Here is a 26,270-nt window from a genome sequence, read left to right on the forward strand (position 1 = left end):
ACCGGCGAAACACCTCACAGCCAGTTGCTGCACAACAAAAAGTGCAATAGGGTGTGACTGTGTTTTGCATGGACTTGTCAGGGGGGATGCATGCTGGGGTCGACTCGCTCACGCATTGTGCTGCTCACGGCACTATCCGCCCTGCCTGCGTTATGCATTCTCCTGTATAATGGCTGGGAGCAGCGCCAGCAGCGGGTCATCGACGCGAAAGCCAGCATGCTGCTTCTCGCCAAAGGCATTGCGGAGGTCCAGCAACGTCATGTGGAGTCCACCCGCCAGTTGCTGAACGTGCTGGCCCTGATGGATAGCGTGCGCGACCGCGATGCCGCAGCCTGCGCCAGATTGTTCGCGCAGATTCTGAAGACACATTCCGACTATACAAACATCGTGGCCGCAGATTCCACAGGGGATGTCTTTGCCTCGGGCGTACCTTTTGACCCCATCAACCTGGCCGACCGCAAGCACTTCCAGGAGGCACTGACCACCGGGAGATTCTCCGCCGGAGAATTCATCATTTCCAGGTCCACCCACGAAAATGCCTTTCCCCTCTCCCTGCCGGTATTCGACGAACAGGGCCAGGTTGTGGCCGTCATCACTGCCGCGCTCAAGCTTGATTCGTACGCGGGCTATCTGGATGAGGTCGGCGCACCACAGCAGGTTATCCTGGGCATCACGGACCATGAGGGCATCCGGCTGTTCTATCATCCGCCGGCCCCCACCAATGTACCTGGCAAGCCAATCAATCCAGTGGTCTGGGCGGGCATCTCCTCACCTGCAGCAGATGAAGGCGTCATGCAGCAGACAGGCTCGGATGGGGTGGAACGTTACTTGGGATGGAAGCGCCTGCGACTGCGGCCGGATGAGCCGCCCTACATCTACTGCGTGGCCGGTCTGCCCAAAACCGTGGCCTTGGAGACTACCAAGGAAATTTCCCGGCGCAGCATCGCCCTGTGGCTGCTGGTTGCCCTGCTCGGTTGTGGTGGCGCCTACCTGTATGGCAACGCCGCCGTGGTCCGCCAGCTGACGGCCATTTCCCGGGCGGCCACGGCGTTGGGCCGTGGCGATTTTTCCGCCCGCACCGGCCTGCCGCACCGCGAGGATGATCTTGGCCAGCTGGCTCGCACCTTCGACGCCATGGCCGAACGCATCCAGTCCCACGATGCGGACCGGAACAAGGCCGAGGAAGCCCTTCGTCTGAGCGAGGAACGCTTCCGCAAGCTGCTGGATGTGGTGGAGACCGTGGCCGTGCAGGGCTACTCCATGGACCGCAAGGTGGTGTACTGGAACAAGGCCTCCGAGTTGCTGTACGGCTACACCGCCGAGGAAGCGATGGGCAGGGATCTGGTGGAGCTGATCATCCCGCCGGCCATGCGGCCGCAGGTGCGCGAATTCGTACACCGCATGGGCACCACGGACTTCATCATCCCGGCGGCAGAACTGGAGCTCCAACGCAAGGACGGCACCCTGGCCCCGGTCTTTTCCAGCCACGTGCGCGTGGAGGTGGGCGACCGGCTGGAAATGTTCTGCCTGGATGTGGATCTGACCGGCCTCAAACAGGCCGAGGCCGAAGCCCGCAAGGCCCAGCGAGTGGCCGAGGAGGCCAACGCCGCCAAATCCATATTTCTGGCCAACATGAGCCACGAGATCCGCACCCCGTTGAACGGCATCCTCGGCATGCTGCAGCTGCTGCAGCTCACGGCCCTTTCGGCGGATCAGCACCTGTATGTGGAAAAAGCCATCCACTCCTCACGGCGGCTTACCCGCCTGCTCTCGGATATCCTGGATCTCTCCCAGGTGGAGTCGGGCCGCCTGGCGCTGCATCCGGCCCCCTTCCGGGTGCAGGATCTGCAGGACGCCGTGCTGGAACTGTTCACCGGCCCGGCCTCGCAAAAAGGGCTCTCCCTGTCCATGCGGGTGGACCCGGACCTCCCTGCGGTGCTGGTGGGAGACGAGATCCGGCTGCGGCAAATTCTGTTCAATCTGGTCAACAATGCCATCAAATTCACGGAACAGGGGCAGGTGCGGGTTGAGTTGACCGCCCTCTCTCCAAGCCAGGAGTCCCAGCCACGCATGCTCATCAGCGTTCATGACACAGGCATTGGCATTCCCCCGGATAAACTATCCGATCTGTTCTCCCCTTTTGCCCAGCTGGACGCCAGCACCTCCCTCACCACCCACAGCGCCGACCGGGGCGCCGGCCTGGGGTTGGCCATTGTCCGCCGGCTCACCGAGCTGATGGGCGGCCACATCACCGTGGATTCTCTCCCTGGCGAAGGCACCAGCATTCATGTAATGACTCCCCTGGCGCTGCCTGACCAGTCTGCGTCAGTCGAGACAGCGCCCGCCCTGCCGCCGCGCGAGCACAACCAGCCGCCTGCGGCCGCCCCGCTCTCGCCGGCCACGGCTTCCGACGAGACGCCGCTGCATGTGCTGGTGGCCGAGGACGATGACCTCAACCGCATGGTGGCCCACCGGCTGCTCTCCCAGGCCGGACACCTCGTCACCTGTGCGGAGAACGGAGCGCAGGCCCTGGAGCTGCTGCAGCGCACGCCATGCAACTGCATTCTTATGGATATTCAGATGCCCATGGTCGATGGACTGGAGGCCACACGGCGGATCCGGGCCGGCGAAGTCGGCGAGGCCCTGCGGGACATCCCCATCATCGCCCTGACCGCCCATGCCATGCGGGGCGACCGGGAGCGCTTCCTGCAGGCCGGCATGGACAGCTACCTGGAAAAGCCCCTGGCTGCGGAAAAACTGCTGGAGGCCGTGACCAGTTGCCGGCGCTGGACTCCGGGGGCATAACTGGCCGCCCTCAGGCCGCTGCGGGAGCCTTGCCCACGCCTGCCGGCGCAGCCCCGGGATGCGGGAGACGCACGAACTGGCTGAGCACCAGGGACACAAGCGCCATGCCCGCCCCGGCCAGGAAGGGAATGTGGTAATCGATGGTCCACAGCCAGCCGCCCAGTGCAGGAATGAACACGGCGGCAATGTGGTTGATGGTGAAGCCCATGGCGGAGGACGGCGCAATATCCGGCTTTTCCGCAATTTTTTGCAGATACGTCCGGATGCAGACCACAAAACTGAAGGCCATGTGGTCCAGCACAAACAGCACTCCAGCCACGTAAGGGGATTCTGTGTACGAATAACACAGGAACACCACAATCAGCATGGAGTATTCAATGGTCAGCAGCGTGCGTTCGCCGTACCGGTTGATCATGCGTCCGATAATCGGATTCACAAACCAGGCGATGACATTGTTGATCATGAACAGCCCACTGATGGCCATCAGGGACATCTCAAATTTCTTCACCAGCAGAAAAGTGGCAAAGACCATGAATATCTGCCGGCGCGACCCGGAGAGGAAGGTCAGGGCATAATACAGCCAGTACTTCCATCGAAACAGCATCTTCTTGTGTTGCGGCGGCATGTTCTTGTCTGACGGGTCTTGCAGCATGGCCCAGCAGCCGATTCCCGTCACCACCAGGCCAATGAGCATGAACAGCGCCGGGTAGCCCAGCCAGCCCGAGAGCGCAAAAATCACCCCGCCCACGGCGATGTTGGCCAGCGCCGTCACTGCCCGCAGCCGGCTGAGCATGATCGGCGCGGCCTCCAGACTGAAATACTGCAGGGACAGGGACTGATTGAGTGGCTCAAAGAAATGAAAGCCCGTGGACATGATCAGCGTGGAGAAGACAACCCCCCAGAAGCTGGGCAAAAAACCGGTAATGCAGACCCCAAGTCCCATCACCAGCACGGAAAGGGCCGCCGCCCGATGCTCGGTCATGAACAGCAGCAGGTAAATGACCAGCAGGGAAAGAAACCCGGGTATCTCCCGCACGGACTGGGTCAGCCCCATCTCAAAGGGCCCCAGGCCGGCGCTTTCCACGGCGAAGTTGCTCAGCAGGGTCACCCAGCCCATCATGCCGATGGTGGCGGCAATGGAGGTGACGAGCAAAAAGCGATACATGCGTTGTTGCGAGAAGGTCATGGCGGGAGAAATCCTGCAAAAAAGGAGGGGAACGAGGCGCGTGAAAAGGCCTCTTATCCCAAGCGAGTTGCATTCGCAACCATAAAGAGCAGCCCCCGACCAGCAGGGTGGAAAATCAGCCCAGCAACCGCGCAAACCCCAGCAACAGCCCGGCACACGCGCCAGCGGCCAAGTCATCGGCCATCACGCCCCAGCCAGCGGGCAGATGCTGCAGCCGGCCGATGGGGCCGGGCTTGACGATATCGAAAAAACGGAACAGGGCCAGTCCCGCCAGCAGTTCCCACCAGCCCAGGGTTGCAAAGGGTGCGTAGCCCAGCCACAAGCCCAGCCATTCATCAATGACAATCTCGCCCGGATCATGCCGGCCCAGCAGCACCTCCGCCCTGGTACAGGCCCAGACTCCGGCCCAGACCAGCAGCGGCAGCAGCAGGAGCCGTAGCCAGACCGGGAGGGGCATCCACACCAGCATCGCCGCCACCATGGCCGCCAGCGAGCCCCAGGTGCCCGGCGCCTTGGGGAGCAGTCCTGAACCGAACCCGCGCGCCACCAGCAGGGCTGTCCTATCCAGCGCATGTCCTTTCATCCCGTCCGCCTTGTGTCTTCTTCTGTTGCATGGGAGCGCCGGTGTTCCCGGCCGCATCGTGGCACAGCATACGAGAATGCCTGCCGAAGGCAAGAACATGCGGGCGGGACTTCCCGCCCCATTCTGGCAACAGCTTGTCACATTGCCCTTGATCCGGTATGGTCCAGGGCATGGACTGCCTGCCCTGCATCCGCTCCAGCGCTTCTCCCGGCCCGGTTCCCGATGCCGCCGGCGAGACGGATCGCGGCCTGGTGCGGCCCTCGAATCAGGATGCCTTTTTTGTGGATGCCGATGCCGGACTCTTCATTGTCTCCGACGGCATGGGCGGAGCCAACTGCGGCGAGGTGGCCAGCGCCATGACCGTGGCCTGCCTGCGCCGGGCCCTGCTGGCTGCCCCCGGCCGACTGCAGGAACTCTCCCCCCGCACAGGCCAGCGCCCCCCCCAGACGCTCCCGCCGGACCCGACCCTGCTCCTCCAGGCGCTGGCGCAGGCCAACGCAGCCGTCCTGGCCGAGGCTGAATCCATGCCCCGCTGCCACGGCATGGGGGCCACGGCTGCCGTGGTGCTCCTGTCCCAAGGCTACTGGCTGGCGGCCAATGTGGGAGACAGTCCCATTTACCTCCGACGTGAAAGCGCCGTGCTGCCCCTGTTCACACCGCACACCCTGGCCGCGTTGCTGGCCCGAGAAGACCTCCCGGCAGCTCCCGAGGTCCGGGCCCGGGCGCAGCATGTGCTGACACGCGTCATGGGCGTGGAGCCGGAGGTGGAGCCCGATGTGTTTGTGGTGCCGGCCCAGGAGGGCGACGTGCTGTGCCTGTGTTCAGACGGCCTGTCCAACACCCTGGCGCCGGAAGCCATCATGCAGGTGTGCGCCACCCTGCCCGCAAGCCAGGCCTGCAGCGCCCTGGTGGCCCTGGCCAAGGTCGGTGGCGGGGAAGACAACATCACGGCCGTGGTCTGCAAGCTCGGCACGCGCCCCCGCCACGGTGTGCGCGCCCTGGTGGGCCAGCTTTACACACGCCTGCACGCCGGCCTGCGGCGCGGTCCCCAGCGCCCTCCCGCTGTTGCCCGCCAGGCCGGGTGAAGCCCCGCCCCGCAGGAATGCCCACATGCCCTTCGCAAACACCTGCCGCCTGCATCCAGATCGGGGAACGCCCCTGGAGTTCCGCCTTGCCCCCGGCCAGGCCCTGACCATCGGCCGCAGCCACGAAAACACGCTTGTGCTTGACGATCCCGGTGTCTCGGCCCGGCATGCCCGCATCCTGCACCTGGACGAAGGCTGGCTGCTGACGGATTTGGACAGCAAGAACGGCAGCCTTGTCAACGGATTGCCCATCACCATACACTGGTTGTCGGCCGGGGAGATCCTGCAGCTGGGCGGGCAGCGGTTCCGCTTTGAACCGGTTCCGGAAAACACTGGCCAAGAACACCAATGATCGCTATCAGGTGGATCAGACTCGCGCCGACTCTGCCAGCGCCATCCTGTTTCAACGCTTGAACAAGGTCTGACACGCCCATGGACGAACGGCCGCAATTCGTGGTTCGCCACCACGGCATCACCGACATCGGCAACCGCCGCTCCCGCAATGAAGACTGTTTTCTTGTGGACGAGGCCCTGGGCTTGTATCTCGTGGCGGACGGCATGGGCGGCCACCAGGCAGGCGAGGTGGCGGCCACCCTCACCGCACAGACCATGCACCGCTGCATCCAGGCGGCCTTTGCTCCCGAAGGCCCCCCGCCCGAGGCCATGCTCTGGCCACGCGACCCCAGCTTGAGCGAGCAGGCTAATCTTGTCCGCGCCGCCATTCTGGAAGCCAATCAGGCCGTCAAGGCCAAGGCGCTGGAATCCGAAACCACGCAGGGCATGGGCTCCACCGTGGCCGCCGTCTTTCTGCACCGCAACGTTCTGGTGGCTGCCAATGTTGGCGACAGCATCATCTACCTGCTGCGCGATGACGTCATGCGCGAGCTTTCGGTGCTGCACACCGTGGCGGCCGAGCAGACCGCCCTGGCCAGAGCACTGCCCCCGCAGATGCGGAGCAGGCTGGCGCACATGCTGACCCGCGCCGTGGGCACCCGGGATGAAGTGGTGCCTGATTTCTTCGAGACCATCCCCCGCCCGGGCGATATCCTGCTGCTGTGCACCGATGGCCTCACGGACAAAGTCTCCCCCGAGGAACTGCAGCCCCTGCTGCAATCCCTTTCCCCGCAGGACGCCTGCAGCGCCTTTCTGGCCCTGGCCCTGGAGCGCGGCGGTGAGGACAATATCACCAGTCTGGTCTTGCATCTGCAGACGGCGTAACCCCCTCTCCCCTGGCGCGGTCCCGGCCTGCCCCCCCGGCCTGCCTGTCAGGCCCCCTTCGCCTCAGGCAATGGGCAGCCTGACGGTAAGCGTGGTGCCTGTGGCGGTTGAGGAGGAGAGGGCAATCTCCCCGCGCATGGTCTCAGCCATCAGCCGGGCCGAGTAGCAGCCCAGGCCCGTGCCCCCGGGTTTGGTGGTGACGAACTTTTCGAACAGGTGGTCCCGGATATCGTCCGGCACCGTACCCTGGTTGTGCACGGAGCAGACGACCCAATGCAGGCTGCGCTCCAGGCGCACGGTCACGGTCTGCCCGTTGTCCGAGGCTTCCAGGGCGTTGGTCACCAGATTTGACAGCATGGAGAAAATCAGCAGCTCCTCGCCCAGGGCCTTGAACCGGTCTTTGGCGGATGGCAGGTCACAGGCGCCTTCCTCGCAGAGCTGCACCAGCTGCAGGTTGCGCTCCTGGGCTGCGGGGCGGGCCTGGGCCAGCACGTCGGCGGTCACGTCCACCAGATCCACAGGCACCGGCGTGTACTGGTACACCCCGCGCTCCATCTTGAAGAGATCCAAGGACAGGTTGATCATCCGCAGCATGCGCCAGCCGGTGTCGTGAATCAGTTCCAGGGCCCGGCGCTGCTCCTGGTCCAGGCGGCCCTCGCCCTCCTCCAGCAGCAGCCGGGGCAGGCTGATGATGGCGGCCAGGGGGTTTTTGAGATCGTGCCGGGTGATGCGGTCCACTTCCTCACGCAGGGTTTCCGCTTCCTTGATAGCCGAGAGATCCTGTGCGCTGACCAGCACCTGCTCCCAGGTTTCCTCGCTGCCTTTGGCAATCTGCACCCGGATGCACACGTGCAGGGGCTTGCCCGCCACCGTCCGGTGCAGGGTTTCCACCTCGTGCGAGGTGGCCCCATCGAGGAAGGCGAGAACGGTTTCCAGCACCGCGCCGTACGTCGCCTCACAAAACACAGTCCCCAGGCTTTGCTGCAGGACATGCTCATCTGCCGCGCCCAGCAGCGAGAGGGTCATGGCGTTGACCTGCCGGATTTTCACCAGGGCCACCGCATAGCGCAGGGCCTGGGGCTGGGCCTCGAAATAGGCCCGGAAATCCTGGACACCCCGGGCCCTGAGGCCGTCGAGGTAGCGCTTGAGCTCGGACAAATCCTCATCCCAGAGGGAGACGGGAGAGTTGTGGAACAAAGCCCGGGCCCGCTGCTCGCTCTCCAGGAGGGCGAGCTCGGCCTGCTTGCGGGTGGTGATGTCCGTGAGCACGCCGGCCACCACCCTGGGCAGTCCTTCGGCATTCCATTCCACCACCCTGCCCCTGGCCAGCACCGGCAGCCAGATGCCATCCTTGCGCAGCATGCGCAACTCCAGGCGAAACCGGCCCTGTTCGTCCATGGCCCGCCCGGCGCGCAAGTCCTGCAGGAGCGACTGGTCATCAGGGTGCGTCAGATGTTCAAAGGCGCCCCAGCGGGCAGGCATATCGCCAGGGGTATAGCCCAGGAGGGCGTGCCAGCTGGAAGAAAAATGACAATGCCCGGAAGCGAGGTCGCACTGCCACAAGCCATCGCCGGTGGCGGCCAGGATCATGGAGAGCCGCGCCTCACTTTCACGCAAGGCGGCTTCTGCTTCCTTGCGAAAACGGATCTGCCGGCGCAACCACAAATTCCACAGGCAAAACAACACCAGGAACGCGCCCAGCAGGCTGGCGGCCACCAGCAGGGTGCGGCGGGAAAGGGCGCCCGGGCGCTCCGGAACATCCAGCTGCACTGCGGTCCAGCGTTCCAGAATGGCGGCCTGCTCCTGCGGGGTGATGGTCGCCAGGGTTTTGTTCAGGATGGAGACGAACAGCGGCCAGTCGCTGCGCACCCCCATGGTGAATTCATCCGTGTCGAATTCACTGCGCCCGGCCACCACAAGGTTGGTCAGGCCGTGCTTCTTGATCAGCTGTTCGGTGGTGGCCAGGTTTTCCAGGGCTGCTTCGGCCTTGCCCAGGGCCACGGCCTTGAAGGCCTCGCCCGGTGTGGCCGTGATGAGCAGGGGGATGCCAGGAAAGGTGCTGCGCAGCCGGTCGAAAGAATAGCCACTCTCCGCGGCAGCCATGGTGCGGCCTTGCAGGTCGGCCAGGGTCAGGGCCGGATGCGCCTTGGCCGTCTCCTCCCTGGTCACAATGACCGAGGGCGCGCGCAAGTACGGCTGGGTGACGGCCATGAAATCCCGCCGCCGGTCGGTCTGGATGACGCAGGGCAGCAGATCAAGCTGCCGGGCGCGCAGCAGGTTCACGGCGTCGTTCCACGAAACCCCGCGCAGCACCTGAAAATGCAGATCCAGCCGGGACTCCAGCAGCTGCAGGTAGGCCTGGGTCATGCCCTGAAGCTCGCCGTCCGGGCCGGCATATTCCATGGGTGGGAAGCCAGGATCGAAGCCGACCCGAATGGTCGGATGGCTGGCCAGCCAGGCCCGTTCCGAGGATGTCAGATTCAGGGACGGATCGTGCGCATGCGCCGTGGCGCAGACCATCCACAGGGCCGTCGTCCACAAGACGGCAGCCGTCATCCTCCGCCCCAGTCTGCGCACTGCCTTCCCCCTCTCGCTCATGAACATGTTACCGGCCTTACCCTGCCGCGCGCACAAACAGCCGGCAGCTTTCTACTTGTTGCCGGTCCGTCTTCGGTCTTGCCGCCTTGCCGCAGATACCCTAGTCTTGTGATGCACTGACGAAGGGGCGACGCATCCCTCTTGCGCGCCCGGAAGCCGCTTGTACCATCCCGCATGCCGGAGCGAAAGGGGAAGTTCCGTGTCGCGGCCGTCCGGCCTGTCCTCCTCCCCCATCCTCAACGACCGGACTGTTCATGCAGTTTTTCCAACTTCGATCCGTCCTTGCAGCGCGTCGGCTCAAGTCGCTGGTCACCTTGTTCATCAAATACGGCCTGGGTGAGCTGGCCAGCCTGCTGGGCCACCGGTACAAGATTTTTCCCCGCCGTGAGGAAGAGGCCGGCCCCGTGCCGCACCAGACCATCTGGGAGCGGCTGCGCAACGTGATGGAGGACATGGGGCCCACCACCATCAAGATTGGCCAGATCCTTTCCATGCGGCCGGACCTCGTGCCCGCGGAACTGTGCGATACCCTGCGCGACCTGCAGGAGGATGTGTACCACGAGGAGTACACATCCATCGTCAAGGTGGTGGAAGACAGCCTGAAACTGAAGCTGACCGACGTCTTCGCCTCCTTCAACGTCAGGCCCGTGGCTGCGGCGTCCTTGTCCCAGGTGCACAAGGCCGTGCTCAAGGACGGCCGGGTGGTGGCTGTGAAGGTCCGCCGGCCCAAGATCATGGAAACCATCGTCGCGGACCTGGAAATCCTTCGCTTTCTGGCTATACGCATCCACGAGCGGGCCCAGTCCCTGCGCATGTACAACCTGCCCGAGGTGGTGGCCGAGATCAGCAAAACCCTGACGCGGGAGATGGATTTTCGCAACGAGGCCCGCAACATCATCCTCTTCAACAAGATGTTCGAGGATGACCCGCAGATCATGGCCCCCAAAATCATCCCCGAATGGACCACCGACGCCGTGCTGGTCATGGAGTTTGTGGAGGGCGTGCGCATCGACGAATTCGAGGGCGACCTGGAAACCCGCCGGGCCCTGGCCGAAAAAGGGCTGGATGCCGTGGTCCGCCAGCTGATGGTCCACGGCTTTTTCCATGCCGACCCGCACATGGGCAATCTGAAAATCGTCGGCAAGGATACCCTGTGCTACATGGACTGGGGCATGGCCGGGCATTTTACCCGGGCTCAGCGCAGCGCCTTGGTGGATTATGTGCTGGCCATCGTGGAAAACGACGCGGAAAAGGTGGCCCGCGTGGTCATGACCATGGCCGTCAAGGTGCCGCCGCTGTTGGATAAGGAACGTTTTCAGGCCGATATCATGTTCATCCTGGATACCGTCCGCGCCCCGCTGCACGGCGAGGTGAACCTGGGCCGTTTTCTGCTGGAACTGACCGGGCTTTCCCGCAATTACGGTATCACCGTCCGGCCGGATTACATTCTCATGGCCCGGGCGCTCATTGCCACCGAGGCCGCAGGCCGGGCGCTGTATCCACCCTTCAATGCCGTGCAGTCCCTGCAGCCCGTGGCCCTGCGCTGGCTGGTCAAACGCTATACCCTGCTCTTTTCCGACAAGCCGGTCATCGAGGACATCCAGACGAATCTCAAAACCCTGCTGACCCTGCCCTCGCGTCTGGAACGACTCCTGAGCGTGGTGGAAAGCGGGCAGCTGGGCATGGACGTGCGCGTGGCTGACCATGAGGACATGATGACCAACCTGCGCCGGGTGGCCAACCGGCTGGCCGCGGCGCTCATCGCCGCCAGCCTGGTCATCGGCTCCTCCCTGCTCTTTCTCTCCAACATCGGCCCCCACTGGGGCGAGCTGCCCGTCTTCGGGCTCATCGGCTTTATCCTCTCGGGATTGTTCAGTGTCTGGCTGGTGCTGCACATGGTGACCAAGAGCGGCTAGCCGGGGTAGATTACAGAAACAAAACTCTTACACAGCGTGCATTGACAAGCGCCGCGGAAGCGATACACAGTCCTCCTGCACCATGAATTCCCGAGCGCAGGCGGCCGGATTGCGAGCCGCCGCATGGAGCGAGCCGTGTTCTATTTCTGGGTTTCCGCGGGCCTGTTTGTCGGCGCCATTTACCTGAGCGTGCGGCTGGTCTGGCCGTCCCGAATCTCCCTGCTGTGGAAGCTCCTGTGCATTGGCGTGCTGGCCTTCCTGGCCAGCCTGCCGGCCCTGGTGACGCATCTGCAATGGTATTATTCGGAATATTTTTACAACGATGCCTTTTACTGGGTCATGTACGGCGCCCTGGGCTACATGACCATGCTCACCCTGGCCCAGGCCCTGCGCGATACGCTGCTGCTGGCCCGCGGCGCCCACCGCCGCTGCACGGGCAAGACCTGCACCCTGCCCCCCCCGCGGCGGGCTTTCTTTCATGATATGGCCAGCCTGGGCGTGCTCGGCTCCTCGGTGCTCTTCACTGGCTGCGGCGTGGCCCAGGCCAAGGGCCGGCCCGAGGTGGTGGAGGTGGAAGTCCCCATCGCCAACCTGCCCAGGGAATTCGACGGCTTCACCATCGCCCAGCTCACGGACATCCACATCGGCCCCACCATCAAGCGGCCCCAGTGCGCCGATGTGGTCCGCCAATGCAATGACCTTGGCGCAGACATGATCGCCGTGACCGGTGACGTGGTGGACGGCCATGTCCACGCCCTGGAAAGCGATCTCGAACCCCTGGCCGAGCTCCGCGCCAAATACGGCGTGTACTTTGTTACCGGCAACCACGAGTACTATTCCGGCGCAGCCCACTGGGTGCAGCTGATGCAGACCATGGGCCACCGCACCCTGCAGAACGAGCACGAAATCCTCACCCGTGGCGAAGGCCGGCTGTGCATTGCCGGCGTGCATGACGTGCAGGGCGGCTGGTATCTGGAAAATCACTGGTCCAAGCCCGATGTGGCCCTGGAGAACACCGGCCGGCGCGATGCCACCATCATGCTGGCCCATCACCCCAGCTCCATCAATGATGTGTGCAAATACAACGTGGACCTGCAGCTCTCCGGCCATACTCACGGCGGGCAGTACTTCCCCGGCAACCTCCTGGCCCGCTTCACCCAGGGCTATGTGGCCGGCCTGTACCGGCATGAAGCGAGCTGGCTCTACGTCAGCCGCGGCACGGGCTATTGGGGGCCGCCCATCCGCCTGGGTATTCCCCCGGAAATGACCCTGATCACCCTGCGCCGCACGGGCACAGCCTAGGCATTTCGCTGTCGCCCAGGGCTGTTCCCTGGCCACGCACCCGTCCCCGCTCGATTCGCCATGCGTCTCGTCGGCCTGGCACAGGGTCGAAGAGTAAGACACAGCTCGCTGGAGGACCAGGATGTTCCTTTGGTCCCAGCTCGTTCAACCTGCCAAAGCAACAGGATGAGAAATGATACGTGCAACGAGCTTGCCGCAACACTATGCAACACGGTTCAGCAACGGACAGCAGGAAGGCATCGCCGACACCACCCAGGACAAGGGGGGAGGAAATGCCGGGTTTCGCCCGCATGATTTGCTGGAAGCGGCTGTTGCGAGCTGCATGAACATGACGCTCCGCATGGCCGCAGAAAAGCTCGCCATCGCCATGACCGAGGTCACCGTCATGGTATCCTTGCAGCGCGGCGCGCCTGCAGGGCCGACCTTCGAATACACCGTCGTATTTGCTGACACCATCCCCGAACACGCGAAAGAGAGGCTTCTCGAGGCACTCGAACACTGTCCGGTTCGCACGACACTGTCCATGCCCCTTCATTTTCACCGAAAAGAAGCGGACGCGCCTTGCTAGCCGGTCCACCATGACCTATTACCATGCACCACCTTGCGCAGGCCGCGGACATGCCCGGGCTGCTGGAATCACTTCTCTCCTCCGGCAATGGCGCGGCCGCCGGTTCTCTTCAGCTTCCAGCTGCCTATTCGTACCCGCACGGTGAAGACGCCTTCCGGCGCATCACCGTCTCGCCGCCATCCCCAGGCTCACGCCCCCAGGTCATCCCCGCCGACCGCCACCCTGCCGGCAGCAAGATCGAAGTACGCGCAGCCCACGGTCTTGACCACCGTCAGTCCGGATGATTCGCCAGTGGCACTGCCCGCCGCGCCGTCCAGCAATGCCTCCAGGGGCGTGACCATGGCCCAGTCCAGACCGGCCAGGATGATATCCCCGGCCTCGTGCCGCGCGGCCTCGGGGGCGTCCACCACCACCCGCGCCCGGCGCATGAGGGAGGCGGGAATCTCGGCCTGATCCGCATGAAAACTGCCCACAGCCACAATGCAGGCATCCTCCCGCACCCTGCCCGTGCCCGGCGTGCCTAGCGCATCTGGCGTAATTGGCATATCTGGCAGCACCGGCGTGGGGCTGGTGGTGACGGTGACCACCACCGGACACCGCGGCAGGGCCATCGCCGGCGCCGGCACCACCTCGGCCGCCATGCCCAGTTCCCGGGCGCGCGCCGCCAGAGCCTGCGCAGAGGCCGGAGAACGGGAAGCCAAGTAGACTTGCTCCACCCCCAGCACGTCCCGAAAGGCCTCCAGGTGCGCCGCGGCCTGTGCCCCTGCCCCCACCAGCAGCAACGGCCCGTTCGGATGCACTGCCAGCTGCCGCACAGCCAGCACGCTGACCGCCGCCGTGCGCCGGGCCGTGACCGTGGCTCCGTCCAGCAGCAGGAGCCGGCGGCCGGTGCGGGCATCCATGACGGTCATCTCGCCCTGAATCACCGGCAAACCGGCATCTCTGTTGCCAGGATGCACGGTGATGAGCTTGGTCACGGCCAGGGCTGCATCCGTGGCCGGCATGCACAGCAGCAGCCCGCCGGGCCTCGCATTTGGGGCAAGGGGAACCACCAGCCGTTCCGGAGCCTGGGCCGTGCCGGCCCGTTTGGCCCGCAGCACCGCGGCAATGGCCTCCACCAATGGGCCATAGGGCAGCCGGGCGGCGGTTTCGCTGGCATTGCAGAGAATCATGCCGGCCTCCTCAGGCTGGCGATGCGCAGCAGATTGGCCTGATGGGAATCGCGATAAAAGGGGTCCACGGCGTCCAGCGTGGCGGGGGGGACGGGATCGATACCGTCGCGCAGGGCAGTCAGGTAATGGATGGTCTCGTCCAGGGTTTCGGGACCGCCCATCCGGCCGTGGGACGGAAGCACCAGACGCACCCGCGGATCCTGCCGCCAGCAGGCCAGGGCCTGGATCCAGCGGTCGATGGCCGCAATGTCCGCCTTGGGCCAGTCCAGGCAGGGCCAGGGCGTCTCGGCCGTATCGCCAGCCAGGAGCAGGCCGTGCTCGGGCACAAAGCCCACCAGGCAATCCGCCGTGTGGCCGGGCACATGAAAGAGCTGCAGGGTCAGCCCGCCCAGGTCAAGGGTCAGGGCTCCGGGAAAGGTGATGTCCGGCGGGATAAGTTCCACCGCGTCATAGCGTCCGGGGAACTCGCTGCGCAACCTGGACAGGCGGGCCGGCACGTCATCGGCGAACCTTCTGGCGCAGGCGGCATGGGCCACCACGCCACACAGATCCGGCACGGCCGCCGAGCCCTGGACGTGGTCCCAGTCGCCATGGCTGTACACGGCCAGCACCTGGCGGGGCTCCTGCCCACTTCTCTGATTTCCCGGGCCGGCAGGCCGGGACAACAAAGGCAGAACCGGCGCCAGATCCGCCGGGGCGCAGCCTGTGTCAAAGAGGACCACCCGCCGGGCGCCGGCCAGCACCACCACGCGCACGGCAAAGTCCTCCAGCGGGAGGGTCAGCACATGCACGCCGGGGAAAAGGGTTTCCAGCGCCGCCACTTACTCCCCCTTCCAGACCGGCAGGCGTTTTTCCAGAAAGGCGCGTGGGCCTTCCTGGGCATCGGCAGAGTCGGTGATTTCGGTCCACAGGCGGTCATTCATTTCCCAGAGACTGGCTTCGTCCGCCGTCAGAGCCGCCCGGGCCAGACGCAGGGAGGCCGCCACACCTAGCGGCGCGCGTTCGGCGATTTCCTCAACCAGGGCCAGGGCGCCCTGCAGGGCCTGCCCGGCCGGGACCAGACGGGTCACCAGGCCCAGGCGCTGGGCTTCGGCAGCGTCCATGCGCCGGCCGGTGCAGAGCAAATCCATACCCACCCCGGGTGGCACCTTGCGCATGAGGCGAAAGGCGCCACCCGCCGCCGGGAACAATCCCACCCGCACCTCCGGCACCCCAAAGGAGGCGCCCTCGCCGGCCACGATCATGTCGCAGGCCAGGGCCATCTCAAAGCCGCCGGCCAGGGCCGGACCCTCCACCGCAGCGATGAGGGGTTTGTCCAACCTGTGGGCGGTGACGCCGGCAAAGCGGCCTTCGGCGTCGTTGATGGCCGGCCACTGCCCGTCGAGATAGGCGGCCAGGTCCATCCCAGCGGAAAAGCAGCTGTCTCCGCCAGTGAGAATAACGGCGCGCACGGCCGCATCCGCCTGCACCTCACGCAAAGCTTGCCGCATGGCTTCGGCCAGGGCGGCGTTCACGGCGTTGCGCCGCTCGGGCCGGGCCAGGGTCAGGATGGCCGCCGGTCCACGGCGCTCCACCCTCAGGAGGGAAGGGGATGTCATGAGCAATCCTCGCAGGCTGTAAAAGATTCAGGAGCCCAACGCCAGGCCAGGGTCAGGATACCGCCACCACCCCCCAGCTTTTGAGCACCTCCACCACCTCGGCCAGGGGCAGGCCGACGACGTTGGTGTAGGACCCGCGGATCTCCCGCACCAGGAAAGCCCCCTTGCCCTGGATGGCGTAGGAGCCGGCCTTGTCCATGGGCTCGCGGGTGGCCACGTAGGCGGCCAGCACCTTGTGTGTCTGAATGGCCATAACCACTTCCGTATCTACTGAAAATTCCAGCAAAAAAGGGGAGGGGCCGGGCTCGTCTCCGGCCTTGGGCCGGGCCAGGCAGCAGCCGGTGACCACATGATGACTGCGGCTGCGGCTGGGCTGGTGCGGGTCGCGACCGCAGAGCTTGTGCAGCATCTGCAGGGCGTCCTCCTCGTGCTTGGGCTTGCCCAGAATCTGCCCGCCCAGCGCCACCACGGTGTCCGCCGCCAGCACAATGCTGCCAGGGTACCGGGTGCTGACATCCAACGCCTTGACCCTGGCCGCGCGAATGGCATAGGCATCCGGCGGTTCCCCAGGGTGACGGGCCGGTTCCTCCACCTGGCTGGGCCGCATGGTGAACTCCACGCCAATACTGTTCAAATACGCCCTGCGCCGCGGAGACGCCGACGCAAGGATAAGGGGCAAGGTGGTGGCAAAAAGGGGGGAATGCGCAGTGGTGGACCCGGACACAGCGGCCTCCAGATTGTTTTTTCCAACATGCCGCAATTCTCCGTAAAATTCAACAAGCTGAAATCGCGAATCTTTTTTCTTGTTTGCAGCCCTAAAGACTCCGCTCATGCTGGACGATAGGCAGGAGAAGAGGAAAGAAAGCATGACGCTCAGATCGCTCTACATGCGCAACATGCTCCGGGGCTACGACCGGCAGCTCGTCACTGGCAGAAGGCTGGCTCGCTACACGCGCAGCCTGCACCCGCCTGGCACCGACGAGGAAGCCAACGTGGCCCGGGAACTGAAACGACGGGCGCTGGTGGAGCGGGTGGCACGCGAGATTGTGGAAAACCTGATCCTTTCCGGCAGCGACAACCCCTTGGTGGCGCAGATCACCTCACAGCTCAAACAGGAGTTCGGCAACGGCCTGTCCTTCGCATTCCCACCTTCGGAACAAGACTTGCAGGTGTTCTTCGACACGCCGAGCGGCCCACGTGAGGTGGCGCCGCATGAGAAGGTGCAGATCCTGAATCGTCTGTGGCAGATCACGCTGGACAAGGTTGACGAAACCATGCTGTAATGGAAAGGCCCCGTCGGCGTCATCCGCCGCGGAGGAGGAGCCGTATGGATATCAAAACACTGTTGTCAGGGCTGGATGCGTATGACCCGGCTCGGCTGGACAAGTCGGATGCCGATGCGACGCGCGTGCGGCGCTCCAAGGCCGACGCCGTGGAAAACGCCCGGGGCGACAAGGTGAGTTTCTCCGACGATGCGCGACTCCGGACTGAGGCCTTCTCGTCGGCAATGAGCGCCCCGGATATCCGCAAAGACAAGGTCGCCGCCATCAAAGCCCAGATTGCGGCGGGGGAATACACCATGGATTCCCAGAAAATCGCCGCAAAAATCGTGCAGGATGATCTGGATTTCTTCGGGCTGTAGTCTGGCTGCAGCCTGGCAGAAACAGGTTGAGGCGTGGGTTTCCTGACGCCGCGCCGAATAGTTGACGCCTTCCCGACGCCCTCCCGAAGCCTGAGCCTTCGGGAGGGCGTTTTTCGTGGCCAAGGCCTCACGCCCGGGATTTGCGAGTCGTTATGCCTGGGTTCGCAGGATATGACGCCTGATTCCGCAGGGCTCCCCTACTCCACCCAGTGCAAGGCCGACGGCTCGCGCTGCACAGTGCGATGGTATTCCACTGCCGGCAGGCCAAAGGCCATGGCATAGCCGAGGTCGTGGTCCTCTGGCACGCCCAGGTGGGTTCGCAACTGCGGCAGGGTGGTCAGGATGGCCATGAAAATGCCGTCCCACACCGTGCCCAGCCCGCGGGCCTGAGCCAACAACTCAAAGTACGACAAGGCGATGCAGCAGTCATACGGCCCGCACGGGGCATCCTTGGGCGCAGTGGTCAGCACCACATGCGGAGCCCCGCGGAAAACCATATCCTTGCGTCCGCCGCGCCAGAGCCGGATGGCGTTGATCATGTACGCGCCGCGCCGTCCTTCGGGAAGCGCCTTGCGGGCCGCCGCATCCTCCAGGCCCGTCACGAGCGTCTCCATCAGCCGCTCCAGGGCGACCCGGGTCTTGACCACCGTGAAGCGCACGCGGTGATCGTTGACTCCCGTGGGCGCGCAGGATGCCGCGCGAATCACTTCTTCAATCACCTCGGCAGGCACATTCTCCTGCTTGTACTGCCGCACGGAACGCCGGCCCAACGCCAGGGCCCGCATCTGCGCAAAGGACGGCAGCGCCCCGGCCAGGGGCAGGCTGTCCTCGGGCCGTTTTCCCTGCACGGTGATGGCGGCAGTGGGGCAGACCGTCAGGCAATGCTGGCACCCGAAACAGGCCTCTGGTTTGTGCATGACTGGCAGGCCTTCCCCCATGCTGAGGGCTTCGACAATGCAATCCTCCACGCATACGCCGCACTGGATGCAGCGCGAATCGTCCACGGAAAACTGAGGCATGCTCTTGCTCCTTACGGCCATTGCAGGCCGGGCTGGTCTGATCTGGATACACAGGGCCCACGGTGCGGCCTAATTTCAATACGATTCGTCTCGTATCATATTGCAATTCCCACGGCAATCACTTACATTGCTGTCCGGTAGGCGATGCCCGGTCGCCCCTTCCTGCAAATCTGAAGATCGAGAGCATTCGTGCAGCCATTGTCAGATCCGCATTCCCCCGACTCTTCCGAAGAGAAATCCTGCGGCCGGCCGCGTTGTCTGGAGGCACGGGCGGCCATTCTGGCCGCGACCCTGGAACTGATCAGCGAACAGGGGTTGTGCTCGCTGACCATGGAAGCCATTGCCCGACGCGCCGGCGCGGGCAAGCAGACAATCTATCGCTGGTGGCCAAGCAAGGCGGACGTGGTGCTGGAGGCCATGGCCGAGCGCATGGGCCGGGAGGCCCTGGCGGCGGATCATGGCTCGCTGGCGGCGGATCTGGAGGCGTTTCTCTTGCAGGCTGCGGAGGATGCGGCGGCGTGGTCCGCCCCGCACCTGCGCTGCCTGATGGTGGAAGCCCAGCGGGACGAGGCCTTCCGGCTGCGTTTTTTGGAAAAGCATCTGGCTGTGCGCCAGGAGGCGGCACGGGCGCTCTTTGCCCGGGCCGTGCAGCGGGGCGAGTTGCCGGCCCAGACTGCCCGGCAGCCGTCTGCCATCGGGGAGGAAGCCTGCTGTGCACGCGACACCGTGGACCGGGCGATTGAACTGCTCTTTGGCCTGCTATGGTTCCGGTTGCTGACCGCGCGCCCCCCCCTGGACCCTGCCCAGGCCGCGGCCTACGCCCGCATGCTGGCCCGCAGCGCGGGATGGGGAACTGCGGACAGCCCCCCCGAGATCTGAGACCGGGCTAGCCTTGTCCCTGTTCTTCCGTGCGCTCGTGCAGGAAGAGTTTGGCCGGGTACTTGCTGTCCGGCTGGGGCACCTGCAGGCCCAGGCGGGCGGCGTGGTTCACCAGGATGGGGCCGGCAAGGTGCAGGGCCGTCTTCTCCGGCGCACCGGGGGGGATGGACACCGTGACGAGCACCGCCATCTCCGCAACATCTTTCAGTTGCAGCAGCGCCTGTTCAGCCTCGCCCACCTTGATTTCGTACTCGTCCAGAAAGCTGTAGGGGTCTGCCACCAGCAGGCCCACCCGCGGGTCTTCCAGACTTTGCAGGATGAGAAACGGCGAATCGTCGCGCAGCTGCAGCAGCACGAATTCATGACGCCCTTCCATGCCCACCAGCCCCTTCGGGAACGTAAGTACCTTTTCCGGGGTGATGGTCCGTTCGCCAAGACGGGTCTGGATCACTTTTTCTTGGTGTTGTGCCATAATTGGGTCGCCGCCAGCAGGTCCTCGTCCTTGGATGCCAGGGCCAGTTGATTTTGTTCCTGCACGCGGAGGTAGATTTCCTCGCGATACACGGTCATGTCACGGGGGACCTCCAGGCCAAGCTTGATCTGCTTGCCCTGCACGCCGAGCACCGTGATGCGAATGTCGTCTCCAAGGTAGAGCGCTTCGCCTGGCCGTCGCGTCAAAATGAGCATGGCCTTGCCTGTGCCGTCTGCGCCGGATTGCTCCAGCCGGTTGATTGCGCCAATCCGGCGCGCCGATTCAATACATCGTCTTGCCCGCAACGAGCGTGCCGCCCCGGCAACCATGCGCGGGGTGTTTTCTTCCTCGCACATCGCGGCCGGGGCGTCCAGTGTCGTCTTGTCGGGCGGGTCACCGTGGCAGGTGAGGGGCTTAGATGTATTTCATCAGGCCCATCTGCAGAATCTGGGACGAGGTCTTGAGCACAGCCTGGTACACCAGCTGCTGCTGGGCCACCTTGGTCATCAGCTCGGTCACGTCCACGTCCTCCACGGTGCTCAACCGCTCTTCCTTGTTCAGTTTGAGGGAGCTGAGCATGTTGGCCGAGACTTCCAGCCGGTTTTCCCGGCCGCCCACGCGGGCCGCCTGGGTGAGCACGTATTCGCTCGCCCCGCGCAGCTCCTCCAGGGATTGGGCCACACCGCTCTGGTTGTTCGTTTCCACATAGCCCACCAGCCGGCCCACCACTTCGAACATGTTGCGTTCGTCCCCATCAAAGGGGATGGTGGCGGTGGTGGCGTACGGTTCGTAATAAATGCCCCCGAACACGTCCTTGCCGATGGCATTGACGGTAACGGATTCATTGGCCGAAATCTGGAAGTCCACATCCCCGCGTCGCGGTCGGATGACGAACTGCTGGCCGGGTTCCAGGGTGGCCGGCAAGGCGACATCGGTAATTTCCAGGGTGCCGCCGGGCACCACCAGATGCGCCGGGGTGCCGGGGTTGCCATTGGTGAAGCTGTTTCCAGTGATCCAGGATGCGCCACCATCGGTACTATAGGAATACTCGATGGGACCGTCGGTGTCGGTGGTGGCGGTGTTGTCGATGCGAACCATCACATCCTGCGGAAAATACCCCGCAGCCGAGGCGGTGACGGCAGAGTTGCCACCGTAATTGTCCACCTGGATAACGTCTTCATCGTCGCCCTGGTACACCGCTGTGGGGCGAACCCAGAGCCAGGTGCCGTTGTTTTCGGACGTGTCCTGCACGGTGGTATCCACGGTGGACACCACACTGCCCGCCACCATGGTCACGCGCGCACCGTCCAGATCCAGCACATTGTCCGTGGCCGCCAGGGTGGCGGTGGTCCAGGTTTGCCCGCCGTCTTTGGAATAGCGGTAGTCAAGGGCGTCCGTGCCCACGGTGCCGTTGCTGAGAAACTGCACCAGCGTGGTGGACTCCGAGGCGCCGGTCACATTGAACGAACCATTGGACAGGCCGGCGTCGTTGGTGATGACGGTCAGACCCTGCACAAAGGCGCTCTCGCCGGTCTTGTGGCCTGCGTAAATGTGCCGGCCTTCGTACTCGGTGTTTGCCAGCTGGATGAGCTGTTCGAACTGCTCGCGGATCTCAAAGCCGATCTGCTCGCGGTTGGTGGCATCGTACGTGCCGCTGGCGGCCTGCTCGGCGAGCTCCTTGATCCGGGTGAGCACGGTGTTCACCTGGGTCAGGGTATTGTCCTGCAGGCTGAGCCAGCCGCGGGCGGTGTCGATATTCTCTTCGTACTGAGAGATCTGGTTCAGCTGATGGCGATAGGACAGCACCTGGGCTGAGCCGGCGGGGTCGTCGGAAGGACGATTGATACGCTTCTGGCTGGAGGCCTGGATGTTCAACTCCATCAAAGACGCCAATGAGGAGTTCATATTGGATATATGATGCTGGAACAGCGTCTGCTGAGACACGCGCATGACAGCCATGTCCGCCTCCTTACTGCTTGAGTCCGAGGACGATCTGCAACATTTCGTCCGCTGTGGTGATGAGCTTGGCTGCCGCCTGGTACGAGCTCTGGAACTTGATCAGCGCGGCCATTTCCTCGTCCAGGTTCACGCCGGCGATGGCCTGCTGGCGTTCATTCAGATCGTCTGCCAGCGATTTGCTGTACTGCCAGCCGAACTCAGAGCTGGACGTATCCGCCCCCACGGTGGAAACCAGGGTGTTGTAGTAATCGCCCAGGGTCTGGTTGGAGCTGGAACTGAAGGTGCTGATGATCCTGACGTTGGTATTCTGGAGGTTGGTGATGGCCTGGGCAACGGCATTGTCCCCAATGTTGATCTCGCCCGCGCCGTTGACGTGACCGGCGTTGATGCGGTCCAGACTGCCCAGGATGGTGGGGTTGATGCCGATATCCGAGGCATCGGAGCCAACAAAATACGTATTCATCCCCAGCGCTGCGGCCAGACCGCTCGAATCCCCGCCCAGGGCGAAGGAATAGCCGCTCTGCGCGGTGACGCGCAGCTGGTTGTTGACCACCTCGGCCGTCAGATAACTGGGGAACGTGTTGTTGATGGCATCCCGGACATCATTGAGGCTGTGGATGCTGGGGTCGAAATTATCGATCTCAGGAGTGCCGGTATCGAAATCCAGCGGACCGAACGAGGCCGGCGCGGCATTGGAAGCCAGCTTGCCGTTGGCGATATCGTAAACATAAAAGCTCAGGTTGCCGGAGTTGCCCTTGAGATACTCCGCAAAGGCCAGGCCGGAAGAGTTCGAGCCCAAGGCCAGGGTGGGATCGTTGACAGTATAGGACCCGAGCATTTCCGTCACCTGGACCAGGCCCGCCCCCTGGCTGTGCTGGCGGTTCACATTCCAGATGAGGCTCTTGGCCAGGGCATCCAGCTTGTCCTTGTAGCTGCCGGCAGAGGGGCCGATGAAGTTCATCAGGCCGGCCAGGGAGCCGCCGGTAAGCCGGGAGCCATCCGTTGTGCCATCCCCACGCAGCACCGGGGTGATGTTCACCTTGTTGGACGTGTTCTCGTACCAGTAGATGCCATTGCGGGGCATGATGGAGAACTTGTCCCCGGCAGAGAGGTCCTGGGTGGCATTATCGAACCAGACCTCGATATCGCGGATCTTGACCTTGTTGGACTCGGGCCGGGCCTCGAAGACCATTTGCGCACCGGAGTCGTCAGTCAGCCAGGTCATGCCGCCGTCCAAGGAAACCCGGAACTGGGCGGCGGTGCTGCCTGTGGAGACATCGCCGTCGCTGATCACTTCGAGGGTATATTCAAAATCATCGGAGCCGGAAAATTTGATCTCGCCGTCAAAGGCAGAGGTGGTCAGCAGGGCCTGGGCTGCTTGCCCGCCCTCGAAGGAGATCTTATACGCCACGCCGCCTTCCACCAGGGTATGGCCCGCGCTGGTGGTGACGACCATGTTGCCGCCCAGACCGCCATCGCCGCCCCGATTGGCGATGTGGATGTCCATGTAGCCGGAGAGGTCGCGCAGGGCCTGATCGCGCTGGTCATACAGCGCATTGGCATTGTTCGAGCCCGGCACATCGTACATGCTGATCTGCTTGTTGAGCGCGGCAATGCGGTTCAGCAGCTCATTGACCTCGGTCACCTGCAGTTTGGCTTGTTCCTCGGCCAGGGTCTGAAGCTGGGTCAGGTCGCCGTCGAGGTTCTTGAACTGGCTGAGCAGGCTGGTGGTGTCGCCCACGAGCTGCTCGCGGGTGGCGTAATCTTCCGGACGCTGGACAAGGTCGTTCCAGTCGTTGAAAAAGGTGGCCAGGGCCGCGGAGAGGCCATTGGAATTTGATTCGTTGAACAGACCTTCCGCAGAAGTGAGGTTTTCGTTGAGCGTCTGGTAGTAGAGCTCGCGGGAGTGCTTGTCCAGGTACTGGGATTCGATGAATTCGTCAAAATTGCGGACCACTTCCTTGGCCACTGCCCCGGTGCCGAGCTGGCCGGGGGTGTAATCCAGGGAGATGTTTTCCTGAAAGACCACCGAGCGGCGGCTGTAGCCCACGGTGTTGACGTTGGAAATATTGGAGCCGGTGGTCTCGATGGCCGCCTGAGAGCCGAAGAGCGCCCACTTGCCCATATTGAGAATGGAACTGATGCCTGGCATGATGCGTATCTCCTGATCTCGAAGTGGCCGGGCGGAAGGTTACAGACGTCCCTGCACCAGGGCGGCGTCGGCGCGGCTTTTGCGCATGGCGCCGGAGCGGGAGTACACATCCTGGACATCGGGCTGGATTTCCCGATGCATGAACTCCAGCAGGCCCTTGCTCTGGTCATAGAGCCCCAGGGCCAGGGAAGTGTTTTTCTCCGCCTGCTTGGCGCAGGCCTGCTCCGCATCATCGGCCAGCGTCAGCAGGGTCTGGTACACCTCCACCAGGGGCACGTCCTTGGGGAAGGCCGGCAGCCCCTGAATCTTGTCGAAGTCATCCAGCAGGGTTCTGGCGCCCAGTTCCGCGGGCAGGTCAGCCATCAGCAGCTTGAGCCGCCGGCCCTGCAGCAGCTTGCGGACCTCGTGACGTTCGTCCACAATCTGGCGCATCAGTTCATGAATGGAAAATTCAATGCCGGCCACGGCGTGGGGCTGGCGGGCAACCAGCAGGGCAAATTCTTCCTGCTGCAGTTGATCCAACACCATCAGCGCTTTCCACTGGCGAAGCAGACGTTCGATGAGGGGACGATGCATGGCCGACTCCTGCGTAAATTGATGTATTCAGCTTGAAAATTTAACTCTTTTTTGCGCTGTCCAGCCCGGCGAGCAGGTGTTCCTTGACCTGCAACGGGTCCCAGGCCAGGCCGCCCTGCCGGATTTCAAAGTGCAGGTGCGGGCCTGTGGCTCGACCGCTCTGCCCCACTGATGCAATCCGCTCGCCAGCTTGCACCTTCTGGCCCACCTTAACGTTCAAGTCCTTGGCATGTCCGTAAAAAGTCCGCCAGCCGCCCGTGTGTTCCAGCACCACGGTGTTGCCATACTGCCCGCCATTGCCGGCAAAAATGACCGTGCCATCCCAGCAGGCGTTCACCGCCGAGCCTTCGGGGGCCTTGATGTCCAGGCCCGAGTGCCAGCTGCGCTTGCCGGTGATGGGGTCGTCGCGCCAGCCATAGGCCGAGGAGATCTCCCCCGAGACGGGATCCACAAGGGGCGGCATGCTGGAGCGGCGGCCCTCCGTGCGGGAGGATCGGTCCGCCTTGTCATACGCCTGGGCTGCGCGGCTCTGGGCAGGGTTCACCGCCGGCGGTGCGGCCTGGGCAGGAAGGCCCATGCCCATGCCCGGAGCAGCCTGTGCGGTCTGCTGCATCTGCTGGGCCTGCTGCGGGGGCACCACCGGCGCCCTGGCCAGGCGTTCGCCCAGGCTCAGGCCGTCCGTGTTGGCGGTTTCCGGATTCATGGCCCGCAGGTCCAGCGGCGTAGGCTGGCTGGCATCATGCGGGGCGTCCGGATCATACGAGGCCAGCCCGCTCCCCTCCCCGGCCTGGGAGTCCTGCTTTCCCTCCGGCTTGGAAAGATCAATGTGCGGCATGGGGATGGGCTTGAGCTGCGGCCGGGCCAGCGGCAGTCCCGGATTGGCGAGGTTGCCAAGCTGGGCCTGCGGCGTATCGGTCACGGTCTGTCCATCCACCCCGCCATAGGGCGCATAGGCCACCTGGGTCAGGCCGGGTGTTCCTGACTGGCTGGAGCCAGACGGGGCGGCCTGAAGGGGGTCTGCTGCGGCCAGTGGTTCCGTGGGCACCAGCCCCACTTCCTCCAGGCCGGCCCGCAGCTGGTGCCTGTCCTTGTCATTCAGGGGCAAGGGTTCCCGGGGGCCGATGGTGGCCGTGGTCCGGGAGGCGCGTTCCGAGCTTTCCTTCAGATGCTGATAGAGCATGTCCCCCAGGCCGATGCCGCCATTGCGGGACATCTTGTCCATCAGTTCCTTGTCGAACATCTGCTGGTAGAACTCTTCCTCCTTGCTGTGGAGGTAGCCTTCCTTGGGCAGACTCTGACGCATCTGGGACCAGATTTTGTTCAGGAAGATGGATTCGAAGCCCTGGCAGGCCTCGCGGAGCTTGGCGTCCTTGCGCCGGGCCGCGGCTTCGTCCCCCCCGGCGATCTCATGACGGATCTGATCCACCTGCCGCCGGCGCGCCAGCATGTCCGCGTGATCCGCCGAGGCCAGGGAAGACGACAGGGTAGATGTCAGGGACGTCGCCAGGGACGTATCAAGGGGGGCCTGGGGGCTGCTCAT

24 protein-coding genes are annotated in these 26,270 nt (G+C 64.0%); 10 read left to right on the top strand and 14 right to left on the bottom strand.

Annotated features, from left to right (window positions below; translation table 11 throughout):
* Positions 1-90: 90 nt before the first annotated feature.
* Positions 91-2,805 carry an ATP-binding protein gene (locus ACYQ00_RS03260; protein ID WP_460030747.1) on the top strand — a complete coding sequence of 905 codons (2,715 nt, stop codon included), beginning with the start codon at positions 91-93 and terminating at the stop codon, positions 2,803-2,805.
* 10 nt (positions 2,806-2,815) lie between these two features.
* Here ACYQ00_RS03260 and ACYQ00_RS03265 read toward each other — a convergent pair whose 3' ends face one another.
* Positions 2,816-3,991 (bottom strand): MFS transporter, encoded by a 1,176-nt coding sequence (locus ACYQ00_RS03265; protein WP_460030748.1) that lies wholly within the window; start codon positions 3,989-3,991, stop codon positions 2,816-2,818.
* Positions 3,992-4,106: 115 nt separating this feature from the next.
* Positions 4,107-4,574, bottom strand: coding sequence for a phosphatidylglycerophosphatase A family protein (locus ACYQ00_RS03270; RefSeq protein WP_460030749.1), 468 nt, complete (start codon positions 4,572-4,574; stop codon positions 4,107-4,109).
* A 170-nt stretch (positions 4,575-4,744) separates the two neighbouring features.
* On the opposite strand from ACYQ00_RS03270, the gene ACYQ00_RS03275 reads away from it, so the two are divergent.
* The 3 genes from ACYQ00_RS03275 (at position 4,745) to ACYQ00_RS03285 (ending at position 6,877) form a co-directional block, all read left to right on the top strand.
* A complete protein-coding gene (locus ACYQ00_RS03275; protein ID WP_460030750.1) occupies positions 4,745-5,659 on the top strand; it encodes a PP2C family protein-serine/threonine phosphatase in 915 nt (304 codons plus the stop codon).
* Positions 5,660-5,684: 25 nt separating this feature from the next.
* Entirely contained in the window at positions 5,685-6,011 is a 327-nt protein-coding gene (locus tag ACYQ00_RS03280; protein ID WP_460030751.1) for an FHA domain-containing protein, read from the top strand.
* An 80-nt stretch (positions 6,012-6,091) separates the two neighbouring features.
* Complete coding sequence (locus ACYQ00_RS03285) at positions 6,092-6,877, top strand: PP2C family protein-serine/threonine phosphatase (protein ID WP_460030752.1); 786 nt, start codon at positions 6,092-6,094, stop codon at positions 6,875-6,877.
* A 63-nt stretch (positions 6,878-6,940) separates the two neighbouring features.
* Here ACYQ00_RS03285 and ACYQ00_RS03290 read toward each other — a convergent pair whose 3' ends face one another.
* Positions 6,941-9,433, bottom strand: a complete 2,493-nt coding sequence (locus ACYQ00_RS03290; RefSeq protein ID WP_460030753.1) for an ATP-binding protein — start codon at positions 9,431-9,433, stop codon at positions 6,941-6,943.
* Between the two features lie 296 nt (positions 9,434-9,729).
* Here ACYQ00_RS03290 and ACYQ00_RS03295 point away from each other — a divergent pair, with 296 nt between their 5' ends.
* The 3 genes from ACYQ00_RS03295 (at position 9,730) to ACYQ00_RS03305 (ending at position 13,261) form a co-directional block, all read left to right on the top strand.
* On the top strand, positions 9,730-11,391 hold the full coding sequence (locus ACYQ00_RS03295) for an ABC1 kinase family protein (RefSeq protein ID WP_460030754.1): 1,662 nt from the start codon (positions 9,730-9,732) through the stop codon (positions 11,389-11,391).
* A 135-nt stretch (positions 11,392-11,526) separates the two neighbouring features.
* Positions 11,527-12,693 (top strand): metallophosphoesterase, encoded by a 1,167-nt coding sequence (locus ACYQ00_RS03300; RefSeq protein WP_460030755.1) that lies wholly within the window; start codon positions 11,527-11,529, stop codon positions 12,691-12,693.
* 172 nt (positions 12,694-12,865) lie between these two features.
* Entirely contained in the window at positions 12,866-13,261 is a 396-nt protein-coding gene (locus tag ACYQ00_RS03305; RefSeq protein WP_460030756.1) for an OsmC family protein, read from the top strand.
* A 188-nt stretch (positions 13,262-13,449) separates the two neighbouring features.
* Here ACYQ00_RS03305 and ACYQ00_RS03310 read toward each other — a convergent pair whose 3' ends face one another.
* Genes ACYQ00_RS03310 through ACYQ00_RS03325 form a run of 4 tightly spaced genes read right to left on the bottom strand, consistent with a single transcriptional unit; the run spans position 13,450 to position 16,755 of the window.
* Entirely contained in the window at positions 13,450-14,433 is a 984-nt protein-coding gene (locus ACYQ00_RS03310; RefSeq protein ID WP_460030757.1) for a delta(1)-pyrroline-2-carboxylate reductase family protein, read from the bottom strand.
* A complete protein-coding gene (locus tag ACYQ00_RS03315) occupies positions 14,430-15,254 on the bottom strand; it encodes an MBL fold metallo-hydrolase (RefSeq protein ID WP_460030758.1) in 825 nt (274 codons plus the stop codon). Before ACYQ00_RS03315 ends, ACYQ00_RS03310 begins: the two co-directional genes overlap by 4 nt.
* Positions 15,255-16,031 (bottom strand): enoyl-CoA hydratase-related protein, encoded by a 777-nt coding sequence (locus ACYQ00_RS03320; protein ID WP_460030759.1) that lies wholly within the window; start codon positions 16,029-16,031, stop codon positions 15,255-15,257.
* Between the two features lie 52 nt (positions 16,032-16,083).
* Positions 16,084-16,755, bottom strand: coding sequence for a Maf family protein (locus ACYQ00_RS03325; protein WP_460030760.1), 672 nt, complete (start codon positions 16,753-16,755; stop codon positions 16,084-16,086).
* Positions 16,756-16,897: 142 nt separating this feature from the next.
* Between ACYQ00_RS03325 and ACYQ00_RS03330 the strand changes: the two genes are divergently transcribed.
* On the top strand, positions 16,898-17,314 hold the full coding sequence (locus ACYQ00_RS03330) for a DVU0524 family FlgM-associated protein (protein WP_460030761.1): 417 nt from the start codon (positions 16,898-16,900) through the stop codon (positions 17,312-17,314).
* A gap of 44 nt (positions 17,315-17,358) precedes the next feature.
* Positions 17,359-17,673 (top strand): flagellar biosynthesis anti-sigma factor FlgM, encoded by a 315-nt coding sequence (flgM, locus tag ACYQ00_RS03335; protein WP_460030762.1) that lies wholly within the window; start codon positions 17,359-17,361, stop codon positions 17,671-17,673.
* A 197-nt stretch (positions 17,674-17,870) separates the two neighbouring features.
* Here flgM and ACYQ00_RS03340 read toward each other — a convergent pair whose 3' ends face one another.
* On the bottom strand, positions 17,871-18,692 hold the full coding sequence (locus ACYQ00_RS03340; protein WP_460030763.1) for a nitroreductase family protein: 822 nt from the start codon (positions 18,690-18,692) through the stop codon (positions 17,871-17,873).
* Between the two features lie 189 nt (positions 18,693-18,881).
* Here ACYQ00_RS03340 and ACYQ00_RS03345 point away from each other — a divergent pair, with 189 nt between their 5' ends.
* Entirely contained in the window at positions 18,882-19,571 is a 690-nt protein-coding gene (locus ACYQ00_RS03345; RefSeq protein ID WP_460030764.1) for a TetR/AcrR family transcriptional regulator, read from the top strand.
* A 7-nt stretch (positions 19,572-19,578) separates the two neighbouring features.
* On the opposite strand, the gene fliW is transcribed toward ACYQ00_RS03345, so the two are convergent.
* From fliW to ACYQ00_RS03375, 6 genes are all read right to left on the bottom strand, one after another.
* Entirely contained in the window at positions 19,579-20,043 is a 465-nt protein-coding gene (fliW, locus tag ACYQ00_RS03350) for a flagellar assembly protein FliW (RefSeq protein WP_460030765.1), read from the bottom strand.
* Entirely contained in the window at positions 20,019-20,258 is a 240-nt protein-coding gene (gene csrA / locus ACYQ00_RS03355) for a carbon storage regulator CsrA (protein ID WP_460031316.1), read from the bottom strand. The genes fliW and csrA overlap by 25 nt, the downstream gene beginning before the upstream one ends.
* A gap of 199 nt (positions 20,259-20,457) precedes the next feature.
* Positions 20,458-22,002, bottom strand: coding sequence for a flagellar hook-associated protein FlgL (flgL, locus tag ACYQ00_RS03360; protein WP_460030766.1), 1,545 nt, complete (start codon positions 22,000-22,002; stop codon positions 20,458-20,460).
* Between the two features lie 10 nt (positions 22,003-22,012).
* Positions 22,013-24,154 (bottom strand): flagellar hook-associated protein FlgK, encoded by a 2,142-nt coding sequence (gene flgK, locus ACYQ00_RS03365; protein ID WP_460030767.1) that lies wholly within the window; start codon positions 24,152-24,154, stop codon positions 22,013-22,015.
* Between the two features lie 39 nt (positions 24,155-24,193).
* On the bottom strand, positions 24,194-24,730 hold the full coding sequence (gene flgN / locus ACYQ00_RS03370) for a flagellar export chaperone FlgN (RefSeq protein ID WP_460030768.1): 537 nt from the start codon (positions 24,728-24,730) through the stop codon (positions 24,194-24,196).
* Between the two features lie 40 nt (positions 24,731-24,770).
* Complete coding sequence (locus ACYQ00_RS03375) at positions 24,771-26,270, bottom strand: peptidoglycan DD-metalloendopeptidase family protein (protein WP_460030769.1); 1,500 nt, start codon at positions 26,268-26,270, stop codon at positions 24,771-24,773.

It is taken from the genome of Megalodesulfovibrio paquesii (genome assembly GCF_054653055.1).